Consider the following 19656-nt stretch of genomic DNA (forward strand, 5'->3'; position numbering starts at 1 on the left):
AAGGCGGCACAACTTTCCAGTTCGCCATCACAAGGGTCCAATCCCTACCGAAGCTTGCGCGGCTTTACAGACGCTAAGCCCCAACCTCGTGCAATCAAGCCTCGTCGCTAACCGAATCTAGGGATTCCCCAGTTACGTTGACGCTAGCCCATTGCCCGACCGCATCCTCGGCGCTGAGACCGTCGGCAAGCTTGTCTTCTAGTTCTTCCAAGGCCCGCTTATCGATCAGCCGAGTAACGCCCTCAATTGCTCCAAATTCCTCTCGGGAAAACAAACGAGAGCTAAACAGTGGTGTGAAATCTTGCGGAAGATCCAATTCTGCATCCGGACAGCCTTCAGCAGATGACGGATTGGTAGTCACGATATGCACCGGTAAAAGGCCCATAACCTCACGGTGTAAGTGTTCGTGAATATCCGTCGCGTTAGGATCACGCTGTTCGTCCTCATCTTGCTGGCTGGCAAGCTCCTTCGCGAGTACCGGGCTCGTGTCTTCCACGAATTTTCCAGTACAAGTAATCATGAAATCTGCTTTTCCGGTCTGCAACTGTTCCCAGCGGTCCGCGGTACTAACGGCGTCGTCGCCGAGTACGTGGGCTTCACGGCCAGACTCACGAAGTACTTGACGGTAAATATACGCCCACAAGAGTTGCTCGGTTGATGAACTGTCTGCAGTAATGCGCACTGCACGGTCTTGAGCATCAGCTGCGGCGGTACGAGAATCTGATTGCTCTTTATTGTTTGCCTGCTCAACCTGATTAACATTCTCTGGTGAGGAGCATGCAGTCAACAGCACGGTGGTTGCCAGCACAGTTACAAGCGAGCGTTTTTTCACGTTATTCATCGTTATTCATCCTAGCCACGCTGTGCAGTTTACAGATTAACTAGCAGGACTAAGATGGGTAATAATGAGTGCCATTACAGAATCAGCAGTCCGCGAAGCCTTGGCGCGCGTCGAAGACCCGGAGATCGGAAAACCAATTACTGATCTCGGCATGGTGAAATCCATAACAATCGACGGCGCCGACGTTAATGTCGAGGTGTACCTCACCATTTCTGGGTGTCCGATGAAATCGACAATTCAGTCGAATACCCAGGCAGCCGTTGCCGAAGTCGACGGCGTGGAGAATGTCTCGGTATCGCTTGATGTCATGAGCGATGAACAACGCAGGGAGTTACGTAACTCCCTGCGTGGATCGCAGCGCGAACCAGAAATCCCGTTTTCCAAGCCAGAAAGCACCACGCGAGTTTTCGCCGTCGCTTCGGGTAAAGGCGGCGTCGGCAAATCGTCAATGACTGTTAACTTGGGGGCTGCGCTAGCAAACCAAGGATTAAAAGTCGGCATCGTCGACGCCGATATTTACGGCCATTCTGTGCCCAATTTACTGGGATCTACTGAGGCTCCGACCGTGATCGACGATATGCTCATGCCTCCGCAAGCCCATAACCTAAAATTTATTTCCATCGGGCAGTTTGTGGAAGGTAACGCCCCCGTCGTGTGGCGTGGCCCAATGCTGCATCGTGCAATCCAACAATTTCTTGCCGACGTATTCTGGGGCGATCTCGACATTCTGCTGTTGGATCTACCACCGGGAACTGGAGATATTGCGCTCTCAGTCGCGCAGTTGATTCCTAACGCCGAGTTGTTAGTAGTCACTACGCCACAAGCGGCAGCAGCAGAAGTCGCAGAGCGTGCAGGATCGATCTCCCAACAGACGCGGCAACGCGTAGCCGGCGTTATCGAGAATATGAGCGCCATGGTGATGCCGGATGGTTCCACAATGGACATCTTCGGTTCCGGTGGCGGAGAAATCGTTGCTCAACGCCTAACTACACTGGTAGGTACAGAAGTTCCGCTGCTGGGACAAGTGCCACTCGATCCCCCTTTGCGTTCACACAGTGACGAAGGCACCCCCGTGGTTTTGGCAGAGCCCGACAGCCCGGCTGCAAAAGAAATCACAAAAATCGCTGCCGGTTTAGCGAAACGACGCACGTCACTGGCTGGCAAGCCACTAAACCTTGGGGTTAATTAAATTCTGCAGGGTTGCTCCACGGGATAATTTCTCCGCTGGGGCATCATTTAGGTACGGCACCTCGCCAGCCTAAATCACATCAGCCCAGTTAAATTCCGCTTTACCGCCGGGGTTCTGATGACCTGTGCCTGATTGCCGGGGTCGGCGAGCCTGCTCATCGATGGTATTTTCCTGGTTTCCGGCCCGCTGTTTACCGGCTGAGTCACCTCCGGAGCTTTCTAAGCGATGCTTATGCTCCGGCTGCACCTGGGTACGCTTTTCTTGGCCCTGAGACGTTTTTGCAGAGCCCAGTCCGCTAGCAGCATCTTTCCCGCGCCCCTGTTCTTTCAAAATGGTGCGGGGGTCAAATTGGTTGAAGAAGTCATCGTCTTCGTCGAAAAGCGTCTTCGCGATAGCAGCACGCGGGCCCATACGGCTCAATTGACCAACTTTTTCAAGAGGTGCACGGAATTGTTCAAACTCAGTGCCGAGTTCTTCGAACTCGCCGTTAAGTTCTTTTTTCGCATTATTGATGGCCTTACGGGCGGCAAATACCGCGGCTCGAATATCCTGTAATAGCCCAGGTAAACGCTCGGGACCGATGACGATAATCGCCACCACAATGATGACGGCAATCTCCGACCAACCGATATTGGAAAACACGAAACTAGTTTAGCGTCTAGTCGGAGCGATTTCGAAGCACCGTACGTCCCAACTTTTCAAGACGACGCAGCAAATCGGACTGTGTTTTTTCACATCGGGCATCATCTGATTGGGAATCGTTAGATACATCCGCTATCCCTCGCAGTCGGTGTAACAACGATTCAGGCACTTGCACCTGCTGATCACCGTTGCAGCTACGCAAAGCCTGGGCTGCGCGACGTTGTCTATGGACATCAGCACGGCAACTTTCGCAAAGCACAAGATGTACCCGTGCGTTGTGTTCTGATTTGCGTGTCATTTCCCCGTCCACAAACGCGGTGATGGCCTCAGGTCCTAGATGGTCGAATCGACGGCGGGGTTTTGCGACACGCTTCTTTTTCTCCGGGCCGGATTCTGCAGGCGTCATGATAAAAATTGACTCGCCTCCCTCGTGAATACTCAGGTTAGCCACGTCCACATTGCTAACGTGTACGCAGCAAGATCTGGGTTTCTTCGTTGTGGGTCGCTTCTTGCTCTAGGTAGGCACGCAGTTGTGAACGCCCGCGGTGAATACGGGAACGCACGGTGCCCATCTTCACACTCAGCGTAGCGGCAATTTCCTCATAGCTCATCCCTACGACATCACACAAAACGATTGCGACTCGGAAATCCGGTGCAAGCTCATCCAATGCTTTTTGCAACGCAGGATCCAAATTGGCGACATTATAAGCCTGTTCAGGCGTCATACCGTTACCAGCAAAACGCTCATAATCCTCTGGTAGCGATTCCATACGAATCTTGGAGCGATGCCGCACCATGTCTAAGAATAAGTTGGTCGTGATCCGGTGCAACCAACCAGCGAAAGTACCGGGTTGATAATTTTGCAGCGAGCGGAATACACGCATGAATGTCTCTTGCGTGAGGTCTTCAGCATCTTGTGGATTTCCCGCTAAACGAAACGCTAAGCGGTAGACGCTATCAGCGTGCTCAACCACTAACTCGTCCCAGTTTGGCATCGCACCAACACCTTCATCGAATGCTTCGGTGCCGCGCAGTTCCGCGGTGGATTCTATGCTCCCTGGGGCGCCATCCTGGATCGTCATAAGCATGATTGTGCTACAAGTCTCTCAAGAAAGCCAACCTACTACCTGTGTTATCACTGTGAACCACTAACAGCACCAACCAGGCGCTATGCACCGCAACAACCGAGAAACACTACAGACAAAGTCTTCAGCAAAATAACACAGCAAAGCACGCTGGAGAGGACTATGAACACTCTCTGCTGCTTGGGAAAAATTTAACTAAAGGCGTTTAGCAACGGTTTTCGCTAATCACCCGCGCCACATTGCAGCGTATACTGCAAAAAATATTTAGACTGTTGGTGTGTCTACTTCAGAGAATTCTCCGCACACTTCACCAGTCTCAGCCATGCTCGGATATATTGACTCCACCGCGGTGGTTTCTGAAGGCCTGCAGGCTGCACTCGCCCACGCCCAGGAATATTCGCTGCCTGCCCCGGATGCTACTGTCGGGCAACTTTTAACCACCCTCGCTGCAAGCGCCACGCATCCAGACAACCCAAAAAGCGCAGGCGTAATCGCAGTCAGCCCAGCGTCAAGCGTGGTTGGCCTATATCTCTTGCAAGGCTTACCCGAAAAAGGAGTTTTGACCTGCATTGACCCCGAGGTGGAACATCAGCGACATGCCAAACATGCATTTCGGGAAGCCGGATACAGTGCTTCGCGAATCCGCTTCTTACCGTCACGTCCACTCGACGTAATGGGAAGATTGGCTGCAGCCTCGTACCAAGTGATTTATGCCGACGTACCGTCGACCGATCTCCCGAAATTGGTCGAAACCGCCTGGCCATTATTGGGGCGCCGAGGCACCTTAGTTCTGGCAAATTCGCTTCTCGACGGCACCATTGGTGACTCCTCACGCAACGACCGCGCAACCCACGCTGCACAAACCGCAGATGAATACTGCAGGAAACTCGACGACGCTATCGTCACCCGCCTACCCCTGGGCTCAGGGTTGACTCTGGTCACAAAACTGTAAGCACAAACCTATCCTGACCTGCAGTGACCCACTTTTAGCAGGCATTCCTGCTGCAAGACATTACAAACATCACTACCCTGGTCGTGAGTTCAAAGACCCAAGGAGAAATCATGACTGAGATCCATCGACCGGAACTCCACATCACCCCGGAACGTGGCGTGCTAGATGCCCCTGCTGGAGTTCTGCTCGACGGTAATGATTGGCACGTGTTCTATCAATACCGCCCCGAGGTTCCGGGACCGGCACGCTGGGCACATACGATCTCTCAAGGTGATCCGTTCTCTTGGTTCGAATGCGATGACGTATTAGCACCGGTCGGAGGGGAGCTGACGGTTCGTGCCGGTTCTGTGGTTCCTATCGACGGGGACGGCACACAAGATGCCAACTTATATTTCACTTCGGTAACTTCCGGTGGCACGAACATTCAGCTCGCAAAGATGAATGAGCTTACCGCGGATTGCCCGCTGTCTGAAGAACACACAGCCTTAAACCCAGCGATCAATCGTGTCTCGGCGGTGCTCGAAAATCAGGAAGGTTTCCAACGTTTCCGTTCACCGTGTGTGGTTCCGAATTGGCAAACCCCGGTCAATCGAGAAGCTGGGCATGCTGGCTGGTTGATGTTGGCTTTAACTGGTGATGCGGAGACTCCTACCCCGGTTATCGCCACGTCGCAGGATGGTCAGTCTTGGGATTTCCAAGGGGAACTGGAATTTGAGGGTGAGCTCGGTTTAGATCTTTCCCCGGAAGAAGGCCAGCTCTCCACTATCGTTGCCCCACGTATTTTGCGTTTGCGTGATGAGGTCGACGGCGAAATCTATGATATTTTATTGCTCACTCTAGAGCGCGCTGGCGTGGATATTTCCGGTTACCTCGTCGGCACGTTACGCGGGACAACCTACCATGTGCGCAGTGGCTTCCGCCGTATCGACCACGGCCATGATTTCACACGCCCACGCAACACCAACATGACCACAGGCACTACCCTGCGGGGATCCACGAATAACTCGACAAACCCGGCTGATTATTACACAGAAGCCGCTCTCTTTGGATTCATCAACGGGGTAGGTCGACACGACGATCCAACCCAGCATCCTTCGCTTACCGACGAAGGTTGGGCGAATGCTTTAACGCTGCCACGCATGATTTCTCTGCAGGACGGTCTGCTGTACCAAACACCACCTGCTGGGCTACCGGAAGCTATATCTGCATCTGAGCGAGCACATGGCTACACCGTTTTGTGTGAGGTTCCGGCCGATGAAGGTTCCGCTCTAACGGTGTCGTTAATGGACTCCAACGGCAAAGAAACTGCCCGTATCACGCATTCCGGTGACACGCTAAGCATTGACCGTAGCGTCGGTCCTAGTGATCGATACCGGGACGAAGCCCCCGCTGTAGCAGAACTTGCCGATGGCGACAGCGATTCTTTGACCATCATTGTTGATGGTTCCACGGTCGAAGTTTTCGCGGATGGCGGCTGCGTGGCAATGACTTCGCGCGTATATTTCGACGGTGGATGCTCTGCGATTGAAGCTAAAACTACTGGGCATGCGAAAATAGAGCGCGACTGGCACCGCAGCGCTTCCTAAATTTAAACTCCCCCATGCTCGATGCATGTGAAGAGCTGCGCTCAAGCGGGTTTGCTGAAGCAGTCCACGCGCCCCCGCGCAGTCACTGTCATGATTTCCGGTAGTTTCGCTAAACGCTTTTCCAAGTCTGTAGCAGCAATATGGCGCGCGGACGGGCTCATGCCAATCTGGGCGCTGATCGAGGACTTATCCAAACGCATCGTAAATTCGACGAACGTCGGATCGTCCAATGAAGTTAATAGTCCTTCGGCTTGGTCATGTAGCCGAGCAACCTTGTCTTCTTCCACGTCAACGATGCCCAAAGGTTCCCGCAATTCTTGCAAATGCCCAGCATGGGGAGTCAGCACAACCAGTTGACCACCAGGTTTGAGCACCCGTGCAAATTCCGGCATGTTCCGTGGAGCAAAAACCACAGAAAGAGCATCAGCGCAAGCGCTAGCGATTGGTAGCCGTTGCCACACGTCTGCGACCACAGCTCCTGCTTTCGGATGGCATTTAGCTAGTTGTTTCGCGGCCGGGGTGGAAATATCCAGCCCTATCCCGCGTGCTCCTGCAATGCTATCGAGAGTATGTGACAAGTAATATCCAGTACCTGCGCCCGACTCAATAACTACCGGGGCATGATCGCTACCGGTCAATGCTGCAGTATTAGCCAAATCAACCGCCGCCACCATCGCAGAAGTGACGGCCTCCACAAACGGCGCAAAATGCCCGTGCGAAAGAAACGTTTCCCTCGCTTGCACCATTGCTGCGCTATCACCATCGTGCTTGCGGCCCGCCCCCGGAAGCAGCGTAACGTAGCCTTGTTTAGCAACGTCGAAACTATGGCCAGATTCGGATACTAGACGGCGAAATTCATCTTCCCCGTGCAACGCTGTCCCATCGTTCGGATCAGCCAGCAGGTCAACTACCTCATGGAGCATCTCATTCTTCCTTTTATCTCTCAGTATCCTGTGCACGTTGTGCATGCGGGGCTTGTTGCGCACGCAGGCGGTCTATTTCTGCTTGACATTCGGCTAGTACCGCATCAACTTGATCCGCACGGTAGCCACGCGGCACAACCGAAAATTCCACCGCTGCAAGCTGCCCGTGTGCGACAGCTCTTCGGTTAGCAGAAACAATCTGGCTCTCCGTCTCTTGGTGTGCAGCATCTGCAGAGTCCCCACTGCTTTGTGCGGTACCAGGGTGGGCTGCCAAGTCATGAATGCCGAAAAATTTAGCCCAGAGCACAATTCCCAATATTACGAGAACCGCGATGATGAGCACTAGAAAAATCCATGATAGAAACATCGGCCCGAATTATTCCTTGTCGTTAGTAGTCTACGAAATTATCTAGAATGCTCATGCCGGTTTAGCAGACCCCATAGTCAGATAGACTCGGGCGTTCTAGACTTTGTGTCTGCGTTAGCGCTGATATTGCCCCATTCAACTTTAAATGTGTCGCTTCGGTAGTTCGTCCTAGTTCGTCTGAACCAAGGCAAGGATACTGTTCGGCCCGTCCAAGGATTGTGGCTGCAACTACATCTGCCATTGGGGCTAATTCTGCCAGGGGTTTGTTCCGATGATGTCGGGTACCTAGCTCTACCTGAGTAATAGCAGCAGCACCATAGGCGCCAGCAATATCGATCAACAATCCAGCTTCGACACCAAATCCACCGACAAAAGGAAGCGTTAACGCCGCCGAACGTCGAATCGCATATTCCCCACCCAAAGGTTGCGCGATGTGTGCCAAATGCGGAAATAGTAGCCTTAGCAGGGGTTTCGCAGTTAGTTCCGTCACCCGTCCGCCGCCACTATCGGCCCCCTGGTAGCCCCGACGATAGATTGGTTTCACAAGTTGCTTGGTACTATCTTCTGCCAATGGTCGCGCAAGTCTGCTGACTAGTTCAGCAGGGGGCTCTACCAAATCGGCGTCGACAAATACGACATAATCACCGCGTGCTTCTGCAACTCCACGCCACAACGATTCTCCTTTGCCTGGCTGTGTTGGCACACCGCGGCCCGGCGCAGCATCCTGCCAGTTAATAACCTTGGCACCAGCAATTTTCGCACGATGGGCAGTGGCATCGGAAGAATCAGCATCGATAACGATGATTTCTCCAGGCTGCTCTGCAGCAATTGCAGCCACTACTTGCCCAACAGTATTTTCTTCATCCAGTGCGGGGATCACTACGCTTACGCGGTGCATGAAGTCGGTAGCCTGCATCATAACAGCCCGCGAATGGTGTCTTCAGGCGCGCGTAAACCTGCAATTGCTTCTGTCATTTTAATGACATCGAGAGTTTCTGCCACCTCGTGTACACGGAAAGCTGCTACACCACGAGCAGCAGCCCATGCGGTTGCTGCCAGTGTCCCGACGACTCGCTCACGAGGCGCTCGTTGTAATGTTTCGCCGATAAAATCTTTATTCGACAGTGCCATAAGAACCGGCCATCCGGTCGCAACAAGTTCATCGCAACGGCGCAATAATTCCAGCCCATGAAAGGTATTTTTTCCGAAATCATGCGTGGGGTCAATGAAGACCTTATTTTCCGGCACACCGCAGGCTACGGCACGTTCTGCTAATGACGTGGTCTGTGCAATCACATCAGCTACCACGTCGTCGTAGTGCACGCGATGTGGGCGGGTGCGCGGAGTGTTGACTCCGGTATGCGAGCAAACGTATCCGACCCGGTGTGCCCCGGCAACTTCAATGAGTTCTGGGTCATATCCGGCCCACGTATCGTTAATGAGCCTAGCTCCGGCGCCAATCGCTGCCTCGGCAACATCAGCACGCCAGGTGTCCACAGAAATGGTGACGTTAGGGTTTAGCTCATGCACAGCAGCGATCGTTGGGATTACCCGGTCGATTTCCTCTGCAGCATCAACGTCGTCACCGGGCCCAGCTTTTACTCCTCCAACATCGATAATGCTCGCCCCATCGGCAATGGCTTGTTGTGCACGTGCCAACGCGGAATCTTCGGCAAAAGTCGCGCCTTTATCATAAAACGAATCTGGGGTGCGATTAATAATCGCCATGATCTCAGTCATCAACTCTAGCCTTACTATCTGCGGTGTTCGTCTCAGTAAAACGTTCGTGGACGCGCACAATATGGGCAATAGCCTCGTCTACGTCGTCAGTCACGATGAAGAGATCTAGATCGGCCTGATCGATCATGCCTTCTGCGACCAGACGTTGCTGCAACCAATCCACCAGGCCAGACCAAAATTGCTTCCCGACAAGCACGATCGGAAAGCTAGTAACTTTTTTGGTTTGCACCATGCACAGGACTTCAAATAACTCATCGAGCGTTCCCAAACCTCCAGGTAAGCAGACGAATGCTTGGGAATATTTCAAAAACATGGTCTTGCGTGCAAAGAAATAGCGGAAATGAATACCTAACCCAATATAGTCATTAAGCTGCTGTTCAAATGGCAGCTCGATGCCTAGCCCCACGGACCGGCCACCGGATTCGAAGGCTCCTTTATTGGCGGCTTCCATCAATCCTGGTCCACCCCCGGTGATCACTGCGTAATCATTCTCAACTAGTTTGGCAGCGATCTGCTCGCCCCACTCGTAGTATTCCTGCCCGCGTGGGATTCGGGCAGAACCAAAAACCGTCACCGCTTTCGGCAACTTCGCCAAGGCATCAAAGCCAGATACAAATTCGCCCTGGATGCGTAAGATCCTCCAGGGGTCGGCATGCATCCAGTCATGGTCAGCACTGCGTTCCAATAAGCGCTGGTCATAAGTTGATTGCGAAAGGTTTTCGTCGCGCGTGATCACCGGACCCCGCATATTCATTTCCCGACGCTGGCCGTCACGCCTTGCATCGCCGTCACGCCTTGCATCACTATTGTCAGCTTCGTGGGCGGAGTAATCTGCATGCGGGGAACATTGTTCATGCGGGGGCACTGAACGCTCTTTGGGGGTTTCTGCAGCCATATTAGGAAGGTAATTCCTCTTTCTGGAGGTAGTCAACAAGTTGTTGCGCTACCTGGGTAATCTGCGCTGTCGGGCATTGTTCATCGCGTTTATGCGCAAATCCTGGGTCCCCGCAACCGAAGTTGACGGCTGGCACACCTAGCGCACTGAACCGAGCTACATCGGTCCAACCAAGTTTCGCGCGATAATTTCCGCCTACCGCTTCTAATAAGCGCTTAGCGACGGGCGCCCCCAGGCCTGGTAACGCTGCGCCTGCACTGTCATCAATTTCCACGCTCAGTAGCGAATCGTCGGCGAGATTTCTAAGCCCCAATACCTCGAGTGCGTGTGCGAGTGCTTCGTCTTCACTACGGTCCGGGGCGTAACGGAAATTCACGAACATCCATGCATCATCCGGAATAGTATTTGTCGCAACTCCTGCTTCCAGGTGCACAATATTGAGGCCCTCGCGATAAGTACAGCCATCAATCGTCACTTTACGTGCCTCATAATCGGCGACTTTGACCATCACCGGCGCCAGAGTATGGGCTGCATTCGATCCCAACCATGACCGAGCAGAGTGCGCGCGTTGTCCACGCGCAGAGATTTTCAACCGCAGAGTTCCCTGACAGCCGGCTTCAATCATGCCGCCTGATGGTTCACCCAGTAGTGCCAGGTCGCCAGCCAACCACTCAGGGTGATCGCGTTGCAGATGGTACAGACCGTTGTACTTGGTGGCTACCTCTTCGCCCTCATAGGCGATCATCGTGAGATCGCACGAAAGATTGCCGGTTTTTACCAACCGCGCAAAAACGTGTAGGTAAACAGCCAAACCAGATTTCATATCGGTAGTTCCGCAGCCATGCATGATTGTTTGCCCATTCGCATCCTCAGTCAAATGGTGCGGCACGTTATCCGCAATAGGAACGGTATCCACGTGACCTGCGAGAACAACGCGGGTATCACGCCCGGTATTGGTTTTTGCGCAGACCGTATTGTTATAACGCTGCACCACAAAATCGATTGCTGCATGCTTCCGAACTGCGTAGAGCGCGGATTCGATGGCATCAGCAATATTCTTTTCATCATGGGACGGTGATGCAATGTCTACCAATGCCGCAGTCAAAGAGACTGGGTCAGCATCGAAATCTAAGTACGGCACAGCCTGCTCCCCGGAATTCCGCGAGCTATCTTCTTGTTCACTAGACGACTGATGTTTTTGCTCGAGTGGTGTCTTCACAGTGCCCAAGCCTACCGCGCTTGCGGTCTGCATTCGCACCCTATTTTGCACAAACTGCCGGTTCACTCCCCTTCGATACCGCAGCAACTAGCATATTTTCTTGCTCGTGAGTCCACGATCCGGACCATCCGAGGACAAGTAACCGGCATTTATTTCGCCCCGTATCGTGAGCAAGAAAACGTTCTGGACTAGGGTGTTGAGTATTCTGCAAAGCGATTGTTCATTTTAAGCAACAGTCACCGGAGCCATCGGACGCAGATCGACCGGCCATAGCGGGACCGGCCGAAGAGAAAAAGAAAGGCGCAACTCATGTCGCAACCACAAGCTGGGGCGTCACCAGCGAAAAAACAGGGCGCGAACCTGATGAAAACCCGCCATCTGACCATGATGGGGCTGGGTTCTGCTGTCGGTGCAGGGCTGTTCTTAGGGGTCGGTCTGGGAATCCAAATTTCCGGCACCTCAGTATTGCTGTCCTATATCGTCGCCGGAATTCTTGTCACCCTGATCATGCGCATGTTGGGTGAAATGGCCGCCGCCCGGCCATCATTGGGCTCTTTTTCGACGTTTTCTGGCATGGCTTTCGGTAACTGGGCACGATTCACCAACGGCTGGATTTATTGGTTCATGTTAGTCATGGTGATGGGAGCGGAAATCACCGGAGCATCAGCGATTATTGGTGCCTGGTTTGGTATTGCACCAGTGATTCCGGCCCTCGTCGTTGTTGTTCTTTTTGCTCTGGTGAACTTCGCTAACGTCCGTGGTTTCGGTGAATTTGAGTTCTGGTTCGCCATCATCAAAATTGTGGTGATCATTGGTTTTATTGGCATAGGTTTGCTACTGATTTTCGGCTTGTGGCCGAATGCTACAGGCGCTAACCCCGGCGAGTTCATTGAAAACTTTGCCCCTAACGGTCTCTCCGGCATTGCCGCTGGCCTATTGGCAGTTGCTTTCGCATTCGGTGGCATCGAACTAGTGACCATTGCTGCCGCGGAATCAGAAGATCCAGCAAAAAACGTCAAGACAGCAGTCAATGCGATCATTTTCCGTATTCTTTTCTTCTATATCGGATCCGTACTGGTCATCACACTGCTCTTACCTTTTGATTCCATCCAAGACGCAGACGTTGCTGCAGATTCACCGTTTACCCAGATTCTGTCCATGGCTAATATCCCTGGGGCAGCTGGATTCATGGAATTGATCATCGTTATCGCTCTGCTTTCAGCTTTCAACGCACAGATCTATGCCACCTCGCGCCTGGTATTTAACATGAGCCGCGATGGAAATGCCCCAGCAACTTTCTCCAAGGTCAACAAGGCATCAGCACCACAAAACGCGGTCGTTCTCTCAGTTATCTTCGCTTTTGGTTCAGTCGCGCTGCAATGGTGGAATCCACCTGGGCTACTGGAATTCTTATTCAACGCCGTGGGCGGATGCTTGTTGGTAATTTGGATTCTCACCATTTTGTCGTACTTGAAATTGCACCCAGTGATGAAGCGCAACGGAGAACTGGGAGAACTCAACGCCGGTTTTTACCCATGGGACGCATATATCTCATTGGCTGCGCTGGCTGGCATCATGATCCTCATGCTGACCGACCCAGGAGCGCGCGGTCAACTACTAGCAGTCGCTGTACTGCTTTCGGGGTTGCTCATCATTTCGATATTCGTGGGACAAAACCGCAAACGCAAAGGCCTATCCAACGTCGTTAAGCAATAAAACCACAATATTTCGGGTATGCTCGAACTCGGATAGCAAGCCACAATTGCACCCGCAATCACAGTTGTGACATGCACAGTTGTGACTTGCGCGCTTGTGACTTGCTTTGACAGTTTCCGAAACAGAATAGGTAGCAGCTTTTCTATGACTTCAGCATCGGCACGTGGACTCGCGACTGTCACTCATGACGGCACCGTCCTCGACGTCTGGTATCCCGCACCAAAGCTCGGAGAATCCGTCTCCTCCAGCACAACGAGCAAACTAGACGAGGTTCCCCAACAATTCGCCGACCTGGTGGGTCCAGACGAAGAGCGAGGGGTCGCGCGTATAGGTGTGCGTACTGACATCGCCGATTTAGACCAAGCCCCCAAGGATACTTACGACGCTTACCTGCGCCTGCACTTGCTATCTCACCGCTTGATCAAACCCCATGAGCAGAACCTAGAGGGTTTATTCGGCCTGTTAGCAAATGTTGTGTGGACTAACTACGGACCATGCGCAGTGGAAGATTTCCAAATGGTCCGAGGCCGCTTGGCAAGCCGTGGCCCAGTTACCGTCTACTCTGTCGATAAATTCCCGCGTATGGTCGATTACGTAGTGCCATCAGGAGTGCGCATTGGTGATGCAGACCGGGTACGCCTCGGCGCTTATCTCGCAGAAGGTACCACCGTCATGCACGAGGGCTTTGTCAATTTCAATGCCGGTACTCTTGGCTCCGGCATGGTCGAAGGCCGGATATCTGCCGGTGTAGTCGTAGATGATGGCTCTGACGTCGGCGGCGGAGCCTCGATCATGGGCACTCTTTCCGGTGGCGGAAAAGAGGTTATCTCCGTCGGTAAGCGCTGCTTACTTGGTGCTAATGCCGGAATCGGTATCTCCTTGGGCGACGACTGCGTCGTAGAGGCCGGATTGTATATCACCGGTGGCACAAAGCTCACCGTCTTCGGACCGGTAGCCGAAGCCATCGGAGTGTCTCATGGATCAACGGTCAAGGCCAGCACCCTTAGTGGTGCCAGCGGTATTTTGTACCGCCGCAATTCAGTCTCCGGTTCTGTGGAGGCCACCGAATGGAAGGCTTCGGCGGTCCAGCTCAACGAGGAACTACACAATAATTAAGGGCTAAAACCAAAGCGCTGCGGCATAGCTTCCGGTGACGGAAAGCACCGCAACCTAAGATATTGGGGAGTCGAGAACCACTCGGCTCCCCTTTGGGCTTTTTCGGAAAGTCCAAAATTTATTAATCACAAAATTAACTGGCATAGAAACCAATATCGACAGCGCACTGGCCCAATAAAACTTCGTGCGCAGCCCAGTGGAATCGTCAAAGACACTTTCTGAGAGTGCAATTGGCGAGCCTGGGTTCATGAGCAGCACCAAAACAATCTGTGATACCACAAGAGCACCAATACCAGTGATCATAAATGGCACAAGCCCGCGAATCCACCCCACCGAAGACACGCCTTTAAACGTCCACGATCGGTTCAACTGATAATTCCAAATATTCGCAATGACGAACGCCACCACGGTAAAAACGTTATACCAGCGGATGTTGAAATCAGTGCCCAAAAGTGGCAGAAAAACCTCACGCTCGTTTAACGCAAAGACCACCTCTGCGAATTTTTTGCAAATATATACAACGGTGAGGTTGACGATCACTCCGGAGCCACCGACCATCCCAAATTGGATAAACTGACGGAGGCTCGCTAACGTCTGCACCGTCTTCGGAGAAGTTTCGGCCACAAAGTCCCTTTCGACGATTGACCAAGCCACTATTTATCAGAGCACAATCGCGAAACCGCGGCTGCTATACGCTCATCCGTTTCGGTCAGCGAAATACGCACATGGTTTTTACCCTTAGGGCCGTAGAAGTCTCCGGGAGCAACGAGAATGCCACGCTCCGCAAACCAGTTCACAGTGTCACGACAGGGCTCATCGCGGCTCGCCCACAAATACAGCCCGGCCTCAGAATTATCAATCCGGAAACCAGCGTCCGATAACGCGCCAAGAAGCTTAGCTCGCCGTTCACCGTAAATCTGTTTTTGTGCTAACTCATGGGCGTCGTCGTCCAAGGCTGCCACCATCGCTGCCTGAATTGGCCCCGGAACCATAAGACCAGCGTGCTTACGTGCCTGCAGCAAAGCGTCGATAATTTTCGGGTCTCCCGCCAAATATCCGGCCCGATACGATGCGAGATTAGAAGTTTTCGATAAGGAATGAATGGCAATCAAGTTGGTAGTATCACCGTCACACACCCTCGGATCCAGGATAGACAGTGGTTCGTCTTCTCCCGCAGACTGCCACCCGAGACCTAAATAGCATTCGTCAGACGCGACAATGACACCGCGAGATTGCGCCCACCCCACCACTTTGCGCAGGTGCTCAATGCCCAAAACTTTACCAGTTGGGTTCGATGGGCTATTGATAAACAGCAAATCGGGACGCGCTGGGCCGATCTGTGTCAAAGAATCTGCACGAAGAACATTTGCTCCTGCCAAGCGCGCAGAAACTTCATAGGTCGGATACGCCAGCTCCGGTATCACCACAAACTTGGCGCCCAGCAATGTCGGTAACCAGGCAATCGCTTCTTTTGTTCCGACGACCGGCAAAACTGCCTCTACGTGCATGTGATATCTACGCCGCAGCGCAGACGAAATCGAATCGCGTAGCTGCGCAGTGCCAGCAGTTTGTGGATATCCTGGTGCGGAACCGGATTCTGCCAATGCCAGCTGGATGCCTGGGGCTACTGGGTCGACTGGGGTTCCAACCGATAAGTTAATGATCCCGTCGGCATGCGATTCCGCAATCTTTTTCGCGTCGGTCAAGCTGTCCCACGGAAAATCTGGAAGAGAAGGGGTACGCATCATGATTTTGGTCCTTAATCGCTAGTTATTCACCGACGTGGGCTAAGGGATTTTTCTCCCTGGCCAGGCAAGCGCGCCAAGTAGCCAATTAGGCGTCCACGTCTTGATTTTGTGGCGGAAGCTTGGCAATCATTGGATGGTCAAAGTCTTGTGGCCCCAAGCCAGCGGCACCACCTGGTGAGCCGAGGTCATCAAAGAATCCGACGTTGGCATCGTAATATTCTTCCCACTCGTCAGGGGTATCGTCTTCATAAAAAATTGCTTCTACTGGACAAGCTGGCTCACAAGCACCACAATCCACACATTCATCCGGGTGAATGTACAGCATGCGCTTGCCTTCATAGATGCAGTCGACCGGGCATTCTTCCACGCAACCGCGATCCATCACATCCACACACGGTTGGGCAATGATATAAGTCATGGGCTCTCCTGATTGATATTCACTATTTCGGTACGACAGCTTTGTGGTTTTTGATGACCGACCAAGCTGCTCCTGCTAAGACGGCACATACCAAAGCCACCACGTACGCGACCGCAGCTGACGTGGGCGACATCAGCCCAACTACTCCCACCCAGACTACCGCGGGCAGTAGCTGAATAAGGTAGTTTGCCGACCACAACGTGGCGGTTTTCACCAAAACCATGACCAAGCCGTAGGCTAATGGAATAGTCCACGGCAGGTTCGTAACCTCTACTGTGATGGTAGCGGGCAAATACCAGAGACAAAAAACCGCACCTATTGCGGCAAAAGTACAGAGCCAGGCTAGTGCCCCGACAACCTCACTACGACTGAATTCGGTTCGTATTACGCGTTGTCCCACCGGTGCTGCTCCTGTGCTCGAGCAACCGGTCCGGGACCAAACGGCAACTGGTAGTGTTCAGTTCGCAAAATGGGATAAGCATATAGGTTCGACAAGGCGTATACCCCGGCAATGGCATCATCATGAGAGGCCACCACCCTATCCGGATTGACGGTCGAAGCTCTTCCGTCGGCGATCCAAACTTGCGTGGCGTGTGCTGCCATTGCTTCACGTTTAGCAGTCACTTCAGCTGGGCTGAGTTCCAAGCCGACATCGACAAAATCATCGGTTCCGTTAAATAAATATTCCTGACCCGGCCATTGCCACCCCTCTGGCAAAACAAACTGTTGCTGCCCATCTATTACGTCTTGCCGGTACAACACTGACCACCACACTTCAGGATCAATTCCAGATGCATGAACCCGAGACAACGCCTCGTGCGTAGCATTGTGTGCGGCAATGTGATCAGGGTGCCCATATCCCCCGTCAGGGCCATAGGTAATCACCAGATCAGGCTCCTCGGCCCGGAGAAAATCCTCTATAGCAGCTGCCGCTTGTTCGGTATTATTTACCAATGCCTTAGGATGCTGCGCGGACTCAGCCCCGGCCATACCGGAGTCTCGCAGATTCAAACGTTGGCCAGAAACTTGTAAGGCCTCTAGCGCTTCTGCCAGTTCGCCCAAACGAAATTGAGCCAGATCATCAACGAGTTCCGCCCTGCCAATAATTTCGCCTTCCTCGCCATTCGTGCATGTCAGCACTGTGACCTCGGCGCCTTGCTTAGCAAACCGCGCTAACGCCCCGCCTGTCCAAATAGATTCGTCATCCGGATGCGCGTGGACGGCTAAAACCTTCATTATCTTCCTCCGAGGATAGGGGCCGGGTACCGTGAAATCTGATTGTACCCAGTCCACGTACTACCCTTCTTGCGGGTTTTCTATCTAGAGCCCTCGACCAACACCGCCCACACCGGCTTTATCCCCAGCAGCCAATAAACGCCACTGTGGAGCCGATTTCAGCCCAGCTGGCCACCGCTCTAACTGTTCTTCCGGGCCAATAATCCCACTGCCCAGAACCCGGATTCTTCGTTCATCGAGCACAGGAATTTGCAATACGTATTCGGAATCTAAGCTACTAACTAAATCAAGTCCGTATTCGGCATCTACGCTGCCTTCGAGAACCTGAATCCACGCATCGTCGAAATCTGGTAGACACTGTGGAATCCACGCGGCTTTCTCAGTACTCAACCCCGGGGCACGACAGAGTAGTTCGTCGGCGAGGTTCACAGAAGAAGCACTCGTATCTTGCCAACTCACCACTGCATCGACGTCCCCATTTGGTACCATTTCTCTGGCGATAGCAGCAAAATCATTTGCAACGACCTCAGCATGGACTCCCACCGCGACCAACTTATCAACCACTGCAGCCGCCGCAGCACTAGCAACGGGATCGGTGGGATCAGCGGCAATCCTTAGTGGACGCTGCAGAGTGCTGCTTTCGCGTAACCGTTCCACTTGCGCGGCAGTCGCGTCACCGTCAATAGTGTTTTTGTTGGCATCGGGTGCTTCCTCACCTCGGGTTTCACTATGGGCGACGGATTCTGCATATCCCGGGACTCTCACGTCCGTTCGTCGACCAGCCGCTTGTACGGCTACCTCGGGTCTATCAATCAATCTGGCAAACTCGGATCGAGCCAATTGTTGGCTAAAAATCGGTGACTGCGTCAACAAATCAATCTGCATTTGCCTCGGAGTATTGAAGCGGAAAACCTGTGTTCCCGGCAACGAGTTGTAGGCAAGGAATGTGGTTTCTTCAGGGGTGAGATCTGCAAACGATATTTGGCCGGAACGCATGAGATCAAGCCCTTGCCTGGGGTTTCTAATCTCTGTCAGTTCAATCACGTCGATGTTGGCCGGGTCGGCACCCCAGAATCGATCATTACGATGCAATGTTAGCTTGCCACGTGCCCAATCAACACTGTCGATTTGGTAGCGACCTGCACTGGCAGGTATTTCTCTTACTGCTGCGAACGGGGCATTCATCAAGTGCGCCGGCAAGAGATAATGGAATAATTCTTGCCAGTCGTGTACACGCTGGGAAAAAGCAACTTCAACCACTTTGCCCCCGGCGGTAGAGGTGATGTCCGAAATTGCAAAATATCCTGAAGCGCGCACCACACCCGGAGTTGTCGTCATCTGCTGCCACAAATAAATAAAATCTTCGCCGGTAATTGGGGTTCCGTCAGACCATTGCGCTTGCTGTGCGATTTCGTAACGGACTCGCTGCACGACGACTTGGTCTTCAGCACCTTCCGGTTTGGGCTCTGTGGCAACGGCGTCTGTGTCCACGCCTGTTAGTTCCACTTCTTCGGCCGAGTCCAATAATTCCGTAATTTCGCCGTTCACAAAAGCAGATGGCAAGGCCAATGCTGCAATATCATCGACGACGGCTTGTTGGTTCGCCTGCAAATGTGGATTCAGCCCGTTGTGTATTGGGTCAATCCCAATGCCTACTTGGGATTCTTCTACCGAATTGCGGCGGCCTCCTGAACGTTCTTTTGCACCATGATCCGCCTCTCCGTGGTTTTCCGAGGAATTAGAGCTTGCCTTGGCATCACCACGGGCTACATCCGCCGCACTAGATTCAGCTTCTTGTCCGGTTTCGATCGGTGGTGGCCCTGGGTTGGCCACGCATGAAGTCAATAAACCAGCAGCAGCCACGATGATTAACGGAAATCTATAGCTCCGGGTGACTTTCATCACCCAATTTTTATCCGCGCCTATCGCGGCGGCATTTCCTAATCTGCGCATCATGGCTGTTGGTGCGGATCTATCCGCTGT

The 19656-nt window shown here is 52.9% G+C and carries 20 protein-coding genes; 5 read left to right on the forward strand and 15 right to left on the reverse strand.

The features are described from left to right. Nucleotides 1–94: 94 nt before the first annotated feature. Nucleotides 95–841, reverse strand: coding sequence for a hypothetical protein (locus HMPREF1292_RS09345; protein WP_023019671.1), 747 nt, complete (start codon nucleotides 839–841; stop codon nucleotides 95–97). A 64-nt stretch (nucleotides 842–905) separates the two neighbouring features. Between HMPREF1292_RS09345 and HMPREF1292_RS09350 the strand changes: the two genes are divergently transcribed. Next, on the forward strand, nucleotides 906–2030 hold the full coding sequence (locus HMPREF1292_RS09350) for an Mrp/NBP35 family ATP-binding protein (protein WP_021353054.1): 1125 nt from the start codon (nucleotides 906–908) through the stop codon (nucleotides 2028–2030). Nucleotides 2031–2099: 69 nt separating this feature from the next. Here the strand turns inward: HMPREF1292_RS09350 and tatB are convergent, their stop codons facing one another. Next, a complete protein-coding gene (gene tatB, locus HMPREF1292_RS11435) occupies nucleotides 2100–2672 on the reverse strand; it encodes a Sec-independent protein translocase protein TatB (RefSeq protein ID WP_023019672.1) in 573 nt (190 codons plus the stop codon). A gap of 461 nt (nucleotides 2673–3133) precedes the next feature. Then, on the reverse strand, nucleotides 3134–3760 hold the full coding sequence (sigE, locus tag HMPREF1292_RS09365) for an RNA polymerase sigma factor SigE (protein WP_023019674.1): 627 nt from the start codon (nucleotides 3758–3760) through the stop codon (nucleotides 3134–3136). 319 nt (nucleotides 3761–4079) lie between these two features. Here sigE and HMPREF1292_RS09370 point away from each other — a divergent pair, with 319 nt between their 5' ends. Both HMPREF1292_RS09370 and HMPREF1292_RS09375 read left to right on the forward strand, forming a co-directional pair. After that, entirely contained in the window at nucleotides 4080–4709 is a 630-nt protein-coding gene (locus tag HMPREF1292_RS09370; RefSeq protein ID WP_023019675.1) for an O-methyltransferase, read from the forward strand. A gap of 110 nt (nucleotides 4710–4819) precedes the next feature. Beyond that, nucleotides 4820–6295, forward strand: a complete 1476-nt coding sequence (locus tag HMPREF1292_RS09375; RefSeq protein WP_023019676.1) for a GH32 C-terminal domain-containing protein — start codon at nucleotides 4820–4822, stop codon at nucleotides 6293–6295. 41 nt (nucleotides 6296–6336) lie between these two features. Here HMPREF1292_RS09375 and HMPREF1292_RS09380 read toward each other — a convergent pair whose 3' ends face one another. The 6 genes from HMPREF1292_RS09380 to dapE all read right to left on the reverse strand — a co-directional run bounded on the left by HMPREF1292_RS09380 (nucleotide 6337) and on the right by dapE (nucleotide 11439). Beyond that, entirely contained in the window at nucleotides 6337–7218 is an 882-nt protein-coding gene (locus HMPREF1292_RS09380; RefSeq protein WP_021353048.1) for a methyltransferase domain-containing protein, read from the reverse strand. Nucleotides 7219–7231: 13 nt separating this feature from the next. Next, nucleotides 7232–7525, reverse strand: coding sequence for a DivIVA domain-containing protein (locus HMPREF1292_RS09385; protein WP_198010707.1), 294 nt, complete (start codon nucleotides 7523–7525; stop codon nucleotides 7232–7234). Between the two features lie 121 nt (nucleotides 7526–7646). Further along, nucleotides 7647–8504, reverse strand: a complete 858-nt coding sequence (locus HMPREF1292_RS09390; protein WP_021353046.1) for a glucosyl-3-phosphoglycerate synthase — start codon at nucleotides 8502–8504, stop codon at nucleotides 7647–7649. Further along, nucleotides 8501–9325 carry a dihydropteroate synthase gene (folP, locus tag HMPREF1292_RS09395; protein WP_023019678.1) on the reverse strand — a complete coding sequence of 275 codons (825 nt, stop codon included), beginning with the start codon at nucleotides 9323–9325 and terminating at the stop codon, nucleotides 8501–8503. Before folP ends, HMPREF1292_RS09390 begins: the two co-directional genes overlap by 4 nt. Next, nucleotides 9318–10079 carry a TIGR00730 family Rossman fold protein gene (locus HMPREF1292_RS09400; RefSeq protein WP_051137479.1) on the reverse strand — a complete coding sequence of 254 codons (762 nt, stop codon included), beginning with the start codon at nucleotides 10077–10079 and terminating at the stop codon, nucleotides 9318–9320. Before HMPREF1292_RS09400 ends, folP begins: the two co-directional genes overlap by 8 nt. A gap of 142 nt (nucleotides 10080–10221) precedes the next feature. Next, the gene (dapE, locus tag HMPREF1292_RS09405) at nucleotides 10222–11439 is read right to left on the reverse strand and encodes a succinyl-diaminopimelate desuccinylase (RefSeq protein ID WP_369707485.1); all 1218 of its coding nucleotides are present in this window, start codon (nucleotides 11437–11439) and stop codon (nucleotides 10222–10224) included. 309 nt (nucleotides 11440–11748) lie between these two features. On the opposite strand from dapE, the gene HMPREF1292_RS09410 reads away from it, so the two are divergent. Then, the gene (locus HMPREF1292_RS09410) at nucleotides 11749–13155 is read left to right on the forward strand and encodes an amino acid permease (protein ID WP_023019681.1); all 1407 of its coding nucleotides are present in this window, start codon (nucleotides 11749–11751) and stop codon (nucleotides 13153–13155) included. 144 nt (nucleotides 13156–13299) lie between these two features. Then, a complete protein-coding gene (gene dapD / locus HMPREF1292_RS09415) occupies nucleotides 13300–14271 on the forward strand; it encodes a 2,3,4,5-tetrahydropyridine-2,6-dicarboxylate N-succinyltransferase (RefSeq protein WP_023019682.1) in 972 nt (323 codons plus the stop codon). A 54-nt stretch (nucleotides 14272–14325) separates the two neighbouring features. Here dapD and HMPREF1292_RS09420 read toward each other — a convergent pair whose 3' ends face one another. The 6 genes from HMPREF1292_RS09420 to HMPREF1292_RS09445 form a co-directional block, all read right to left on the reverse strand. Beyond that, entirely contained in the window at nucleotides 14326–14829 is a 504-nt protein-coding gene (locus HMPREF1292_RS09420; protein ID WP_126849698.1) for a GtrA family protein, read from the reverse strand. Between the two features lie 95 nt (nucleotides 14830–14924). Continuing rightward, the gene (gene dapC / locus HMPREF1292_RS09425; protein ID WP_021353039.1) at nucleotides 14925–16019 is read right to left on the reverse strand and encodes a succinyldiaminopimelate transaminase; all 1095 of its coding nucleotides are present in this window, start codon (nucleotides 16017–16019) and stop codon (nucleotides 14925–14927) included. Between the two features lie 85 nt (nucleotides 16020–16104). Continuing rightward, nucleotides 16105–16437: a ferredoxin gene (gene fdxA / locus HMPREF1292_RS09430; protein ID WP_021353038.1), complete on the reverse strand. Its 333-nt coding sequence runs from the start codon at nucleotides 16435–16437 to the stop codon at nucleotides 16105–16107. A 22-nt stretch (nucleotides 16438–16459) separates the two neighbouring features. Continuing rightward, entirely contained in the window at nucleotides 16460–16729 is a 270-nt protein-coding gene (locus HMPREF1292_RS09435; RefSeq protein WP_152514628.1) for a hypothetical protein, read from the reverse strand. A gap of 92 nt (nucleotides 16730–16821) precedes the next feature. After that, nucleotides 16822–17673 carry a PIG-L family deacetylase gene (locus tag HMPREF1292_RS09440; protein WP_021353036.1) on the reverse strand — a complete coding sequence of 284 codons (852 nt, stop codon included), beginning with the start codon at nucleotides 17671–17673 and terminating at the stop codon, nucleotides 16822–16824. Nucleotides 17674–17757: 84 nt separating this feature from the next. Then, entirely contained in the window at nucleotides 17758–19575 is a 1818-nt protein-coding gene (locus HMPREF1292_RS09445) for an ABC transporter substrate-binding protein (protein WP_051137391.1), read from the reverse strand. Nucleotides 19576–19656: the final 81 nt, after the last annotated feature.

This window comes from Corynebacterium sp. KPL1995, from assembly GCF_000477935.1.
Taxonomy (GTDB): Bacteria; Actinomycetota; Actinomycetes; order Mycobacteriales; family Mycobacteriaceae; genus Corynebacterium; species Corynebacterium pseudodiphtheriticum.

What these genes read in the sequence shown, in the direction of transcription:
- HMPREF1292_RS09345 (WP_023019671.1), bottom strand. Translation starts at nt 841, where the DNA reads ATGAATAACGTGAAAAAACGCTCGCTTGTAACTGTGCTGGCAACCACC.
- HMPREF1292_RS09350 (WP_021353054.1), top strand. Translation starts at nt 906, where the DNA reads ATGAGTGCCATTACAGAATCAGCAGTCCGCGAAGCCTTGGCGCGCGTC.
- sigE (WP_023019674.1), bottom strand. Translation starts at nt 3,760, where the DNA reads ATGCTTATGACGATCCAGGATGGCGCCCCAGGGAGCATAGAATCCACC.
- HMPREF1292_RS09370 (WP_023019675.1), top strand. Translation starts at nt 4,080, where the DNA reads ATGCTCGGATATATTGACTCCACCGCGGTGGTTTCTGAAGGCCTGCAG.
- HMPREF1292_RS09375 (WP_023019676.1), top strand. Translation starts at nt 4,820, where the DNA reads ATGACTGAGATCCATCGACCGGAACTCCACATCACCCCGGAACGTGGC.
- HMPREF1292_RS09380 (WP_021353048.1), bottom strand. Translation starts at nt 7,218, where the DNA reads ATGCTCCATGAGGTAGTTGACCTGCTGGCTGATCCGAACGATGGGACA.
- HMPREF1292_RS09390 (WP_021353046.1), bottom strand. Translation starts at nt 8,504, where the DNA reads ATGATGCAGGCTACCGACTTCATGCACCGCGTAAGCGTAGTGATCCCC.
- folP (WP_023019678.1), bottom strand. Translation starts at nt 9,325, where the DNA reads ATGACTGAGATCATGGCGATTATTAATCGCACCCCAGATTCGTTTTAT.
- HMPREF1292_RS09400 (WP_051137479.1), bottom strand. Translation starts at nt 10,079, where the DNA reads ATGAATATGCGGGGTCCGGTGATCACGCGCGACGAAAACCTTTCGCAA.
- HMPREF1292_RS09410 (WP_023019681.1), top strand. Translation starts at nt 11,749, where the DNA reads ATGTCGCAACCACAAGCTGGGGCGTCACCAGCGAAAAAACAGGGCGCG.
- dapD (WP_023019682.1), top strand. Translation starts at nt 13,300, where the DNA reads ATGACTTCAGCATCGGCACGTGGACTCGCGACTGTCACTCATGACGGC.
- HMPREF1292_RS09420 (WP_126849698.1), bottom strand. Translation starts at nt 14,829, where the DNA reads ATGGTCGGTGGCTCCGGAGTGATCGTCAACCTCACCGTTGTATATATT.
- dapC (WP_021353039.1), bottom strand. Translation starts at nt 16,019, where the DNA reads ATGATGCGTACCCCTTCTCTTCCAGATTTTCCGTGGGACAGCTTGACC.
- fdxA (WP_021353038.1), bottom strand. Translation starts at nt 16,437, where the DNA reads ATGACTTATATCATTGCCCAACCGTGTGTGGATGTGATGGATCGCGGT.
- HMPREF1292_RS09440 (WP_021353036.1), bottom strand. Translation starts at nt 17,673, where the DNA reads ATGAAGGTTTTAGCCGTCCACGCGCATCCGGATGACGAATCTATTTGG.
- HMPREF1292_RS09445 (WP_051137391.1), bottom strand. Translation starts at nt 19,575, where the DNA reads ATGAAAGTCACCCGGAGCTATAGATTTCCGTTAATCATCGTGGCTGCT.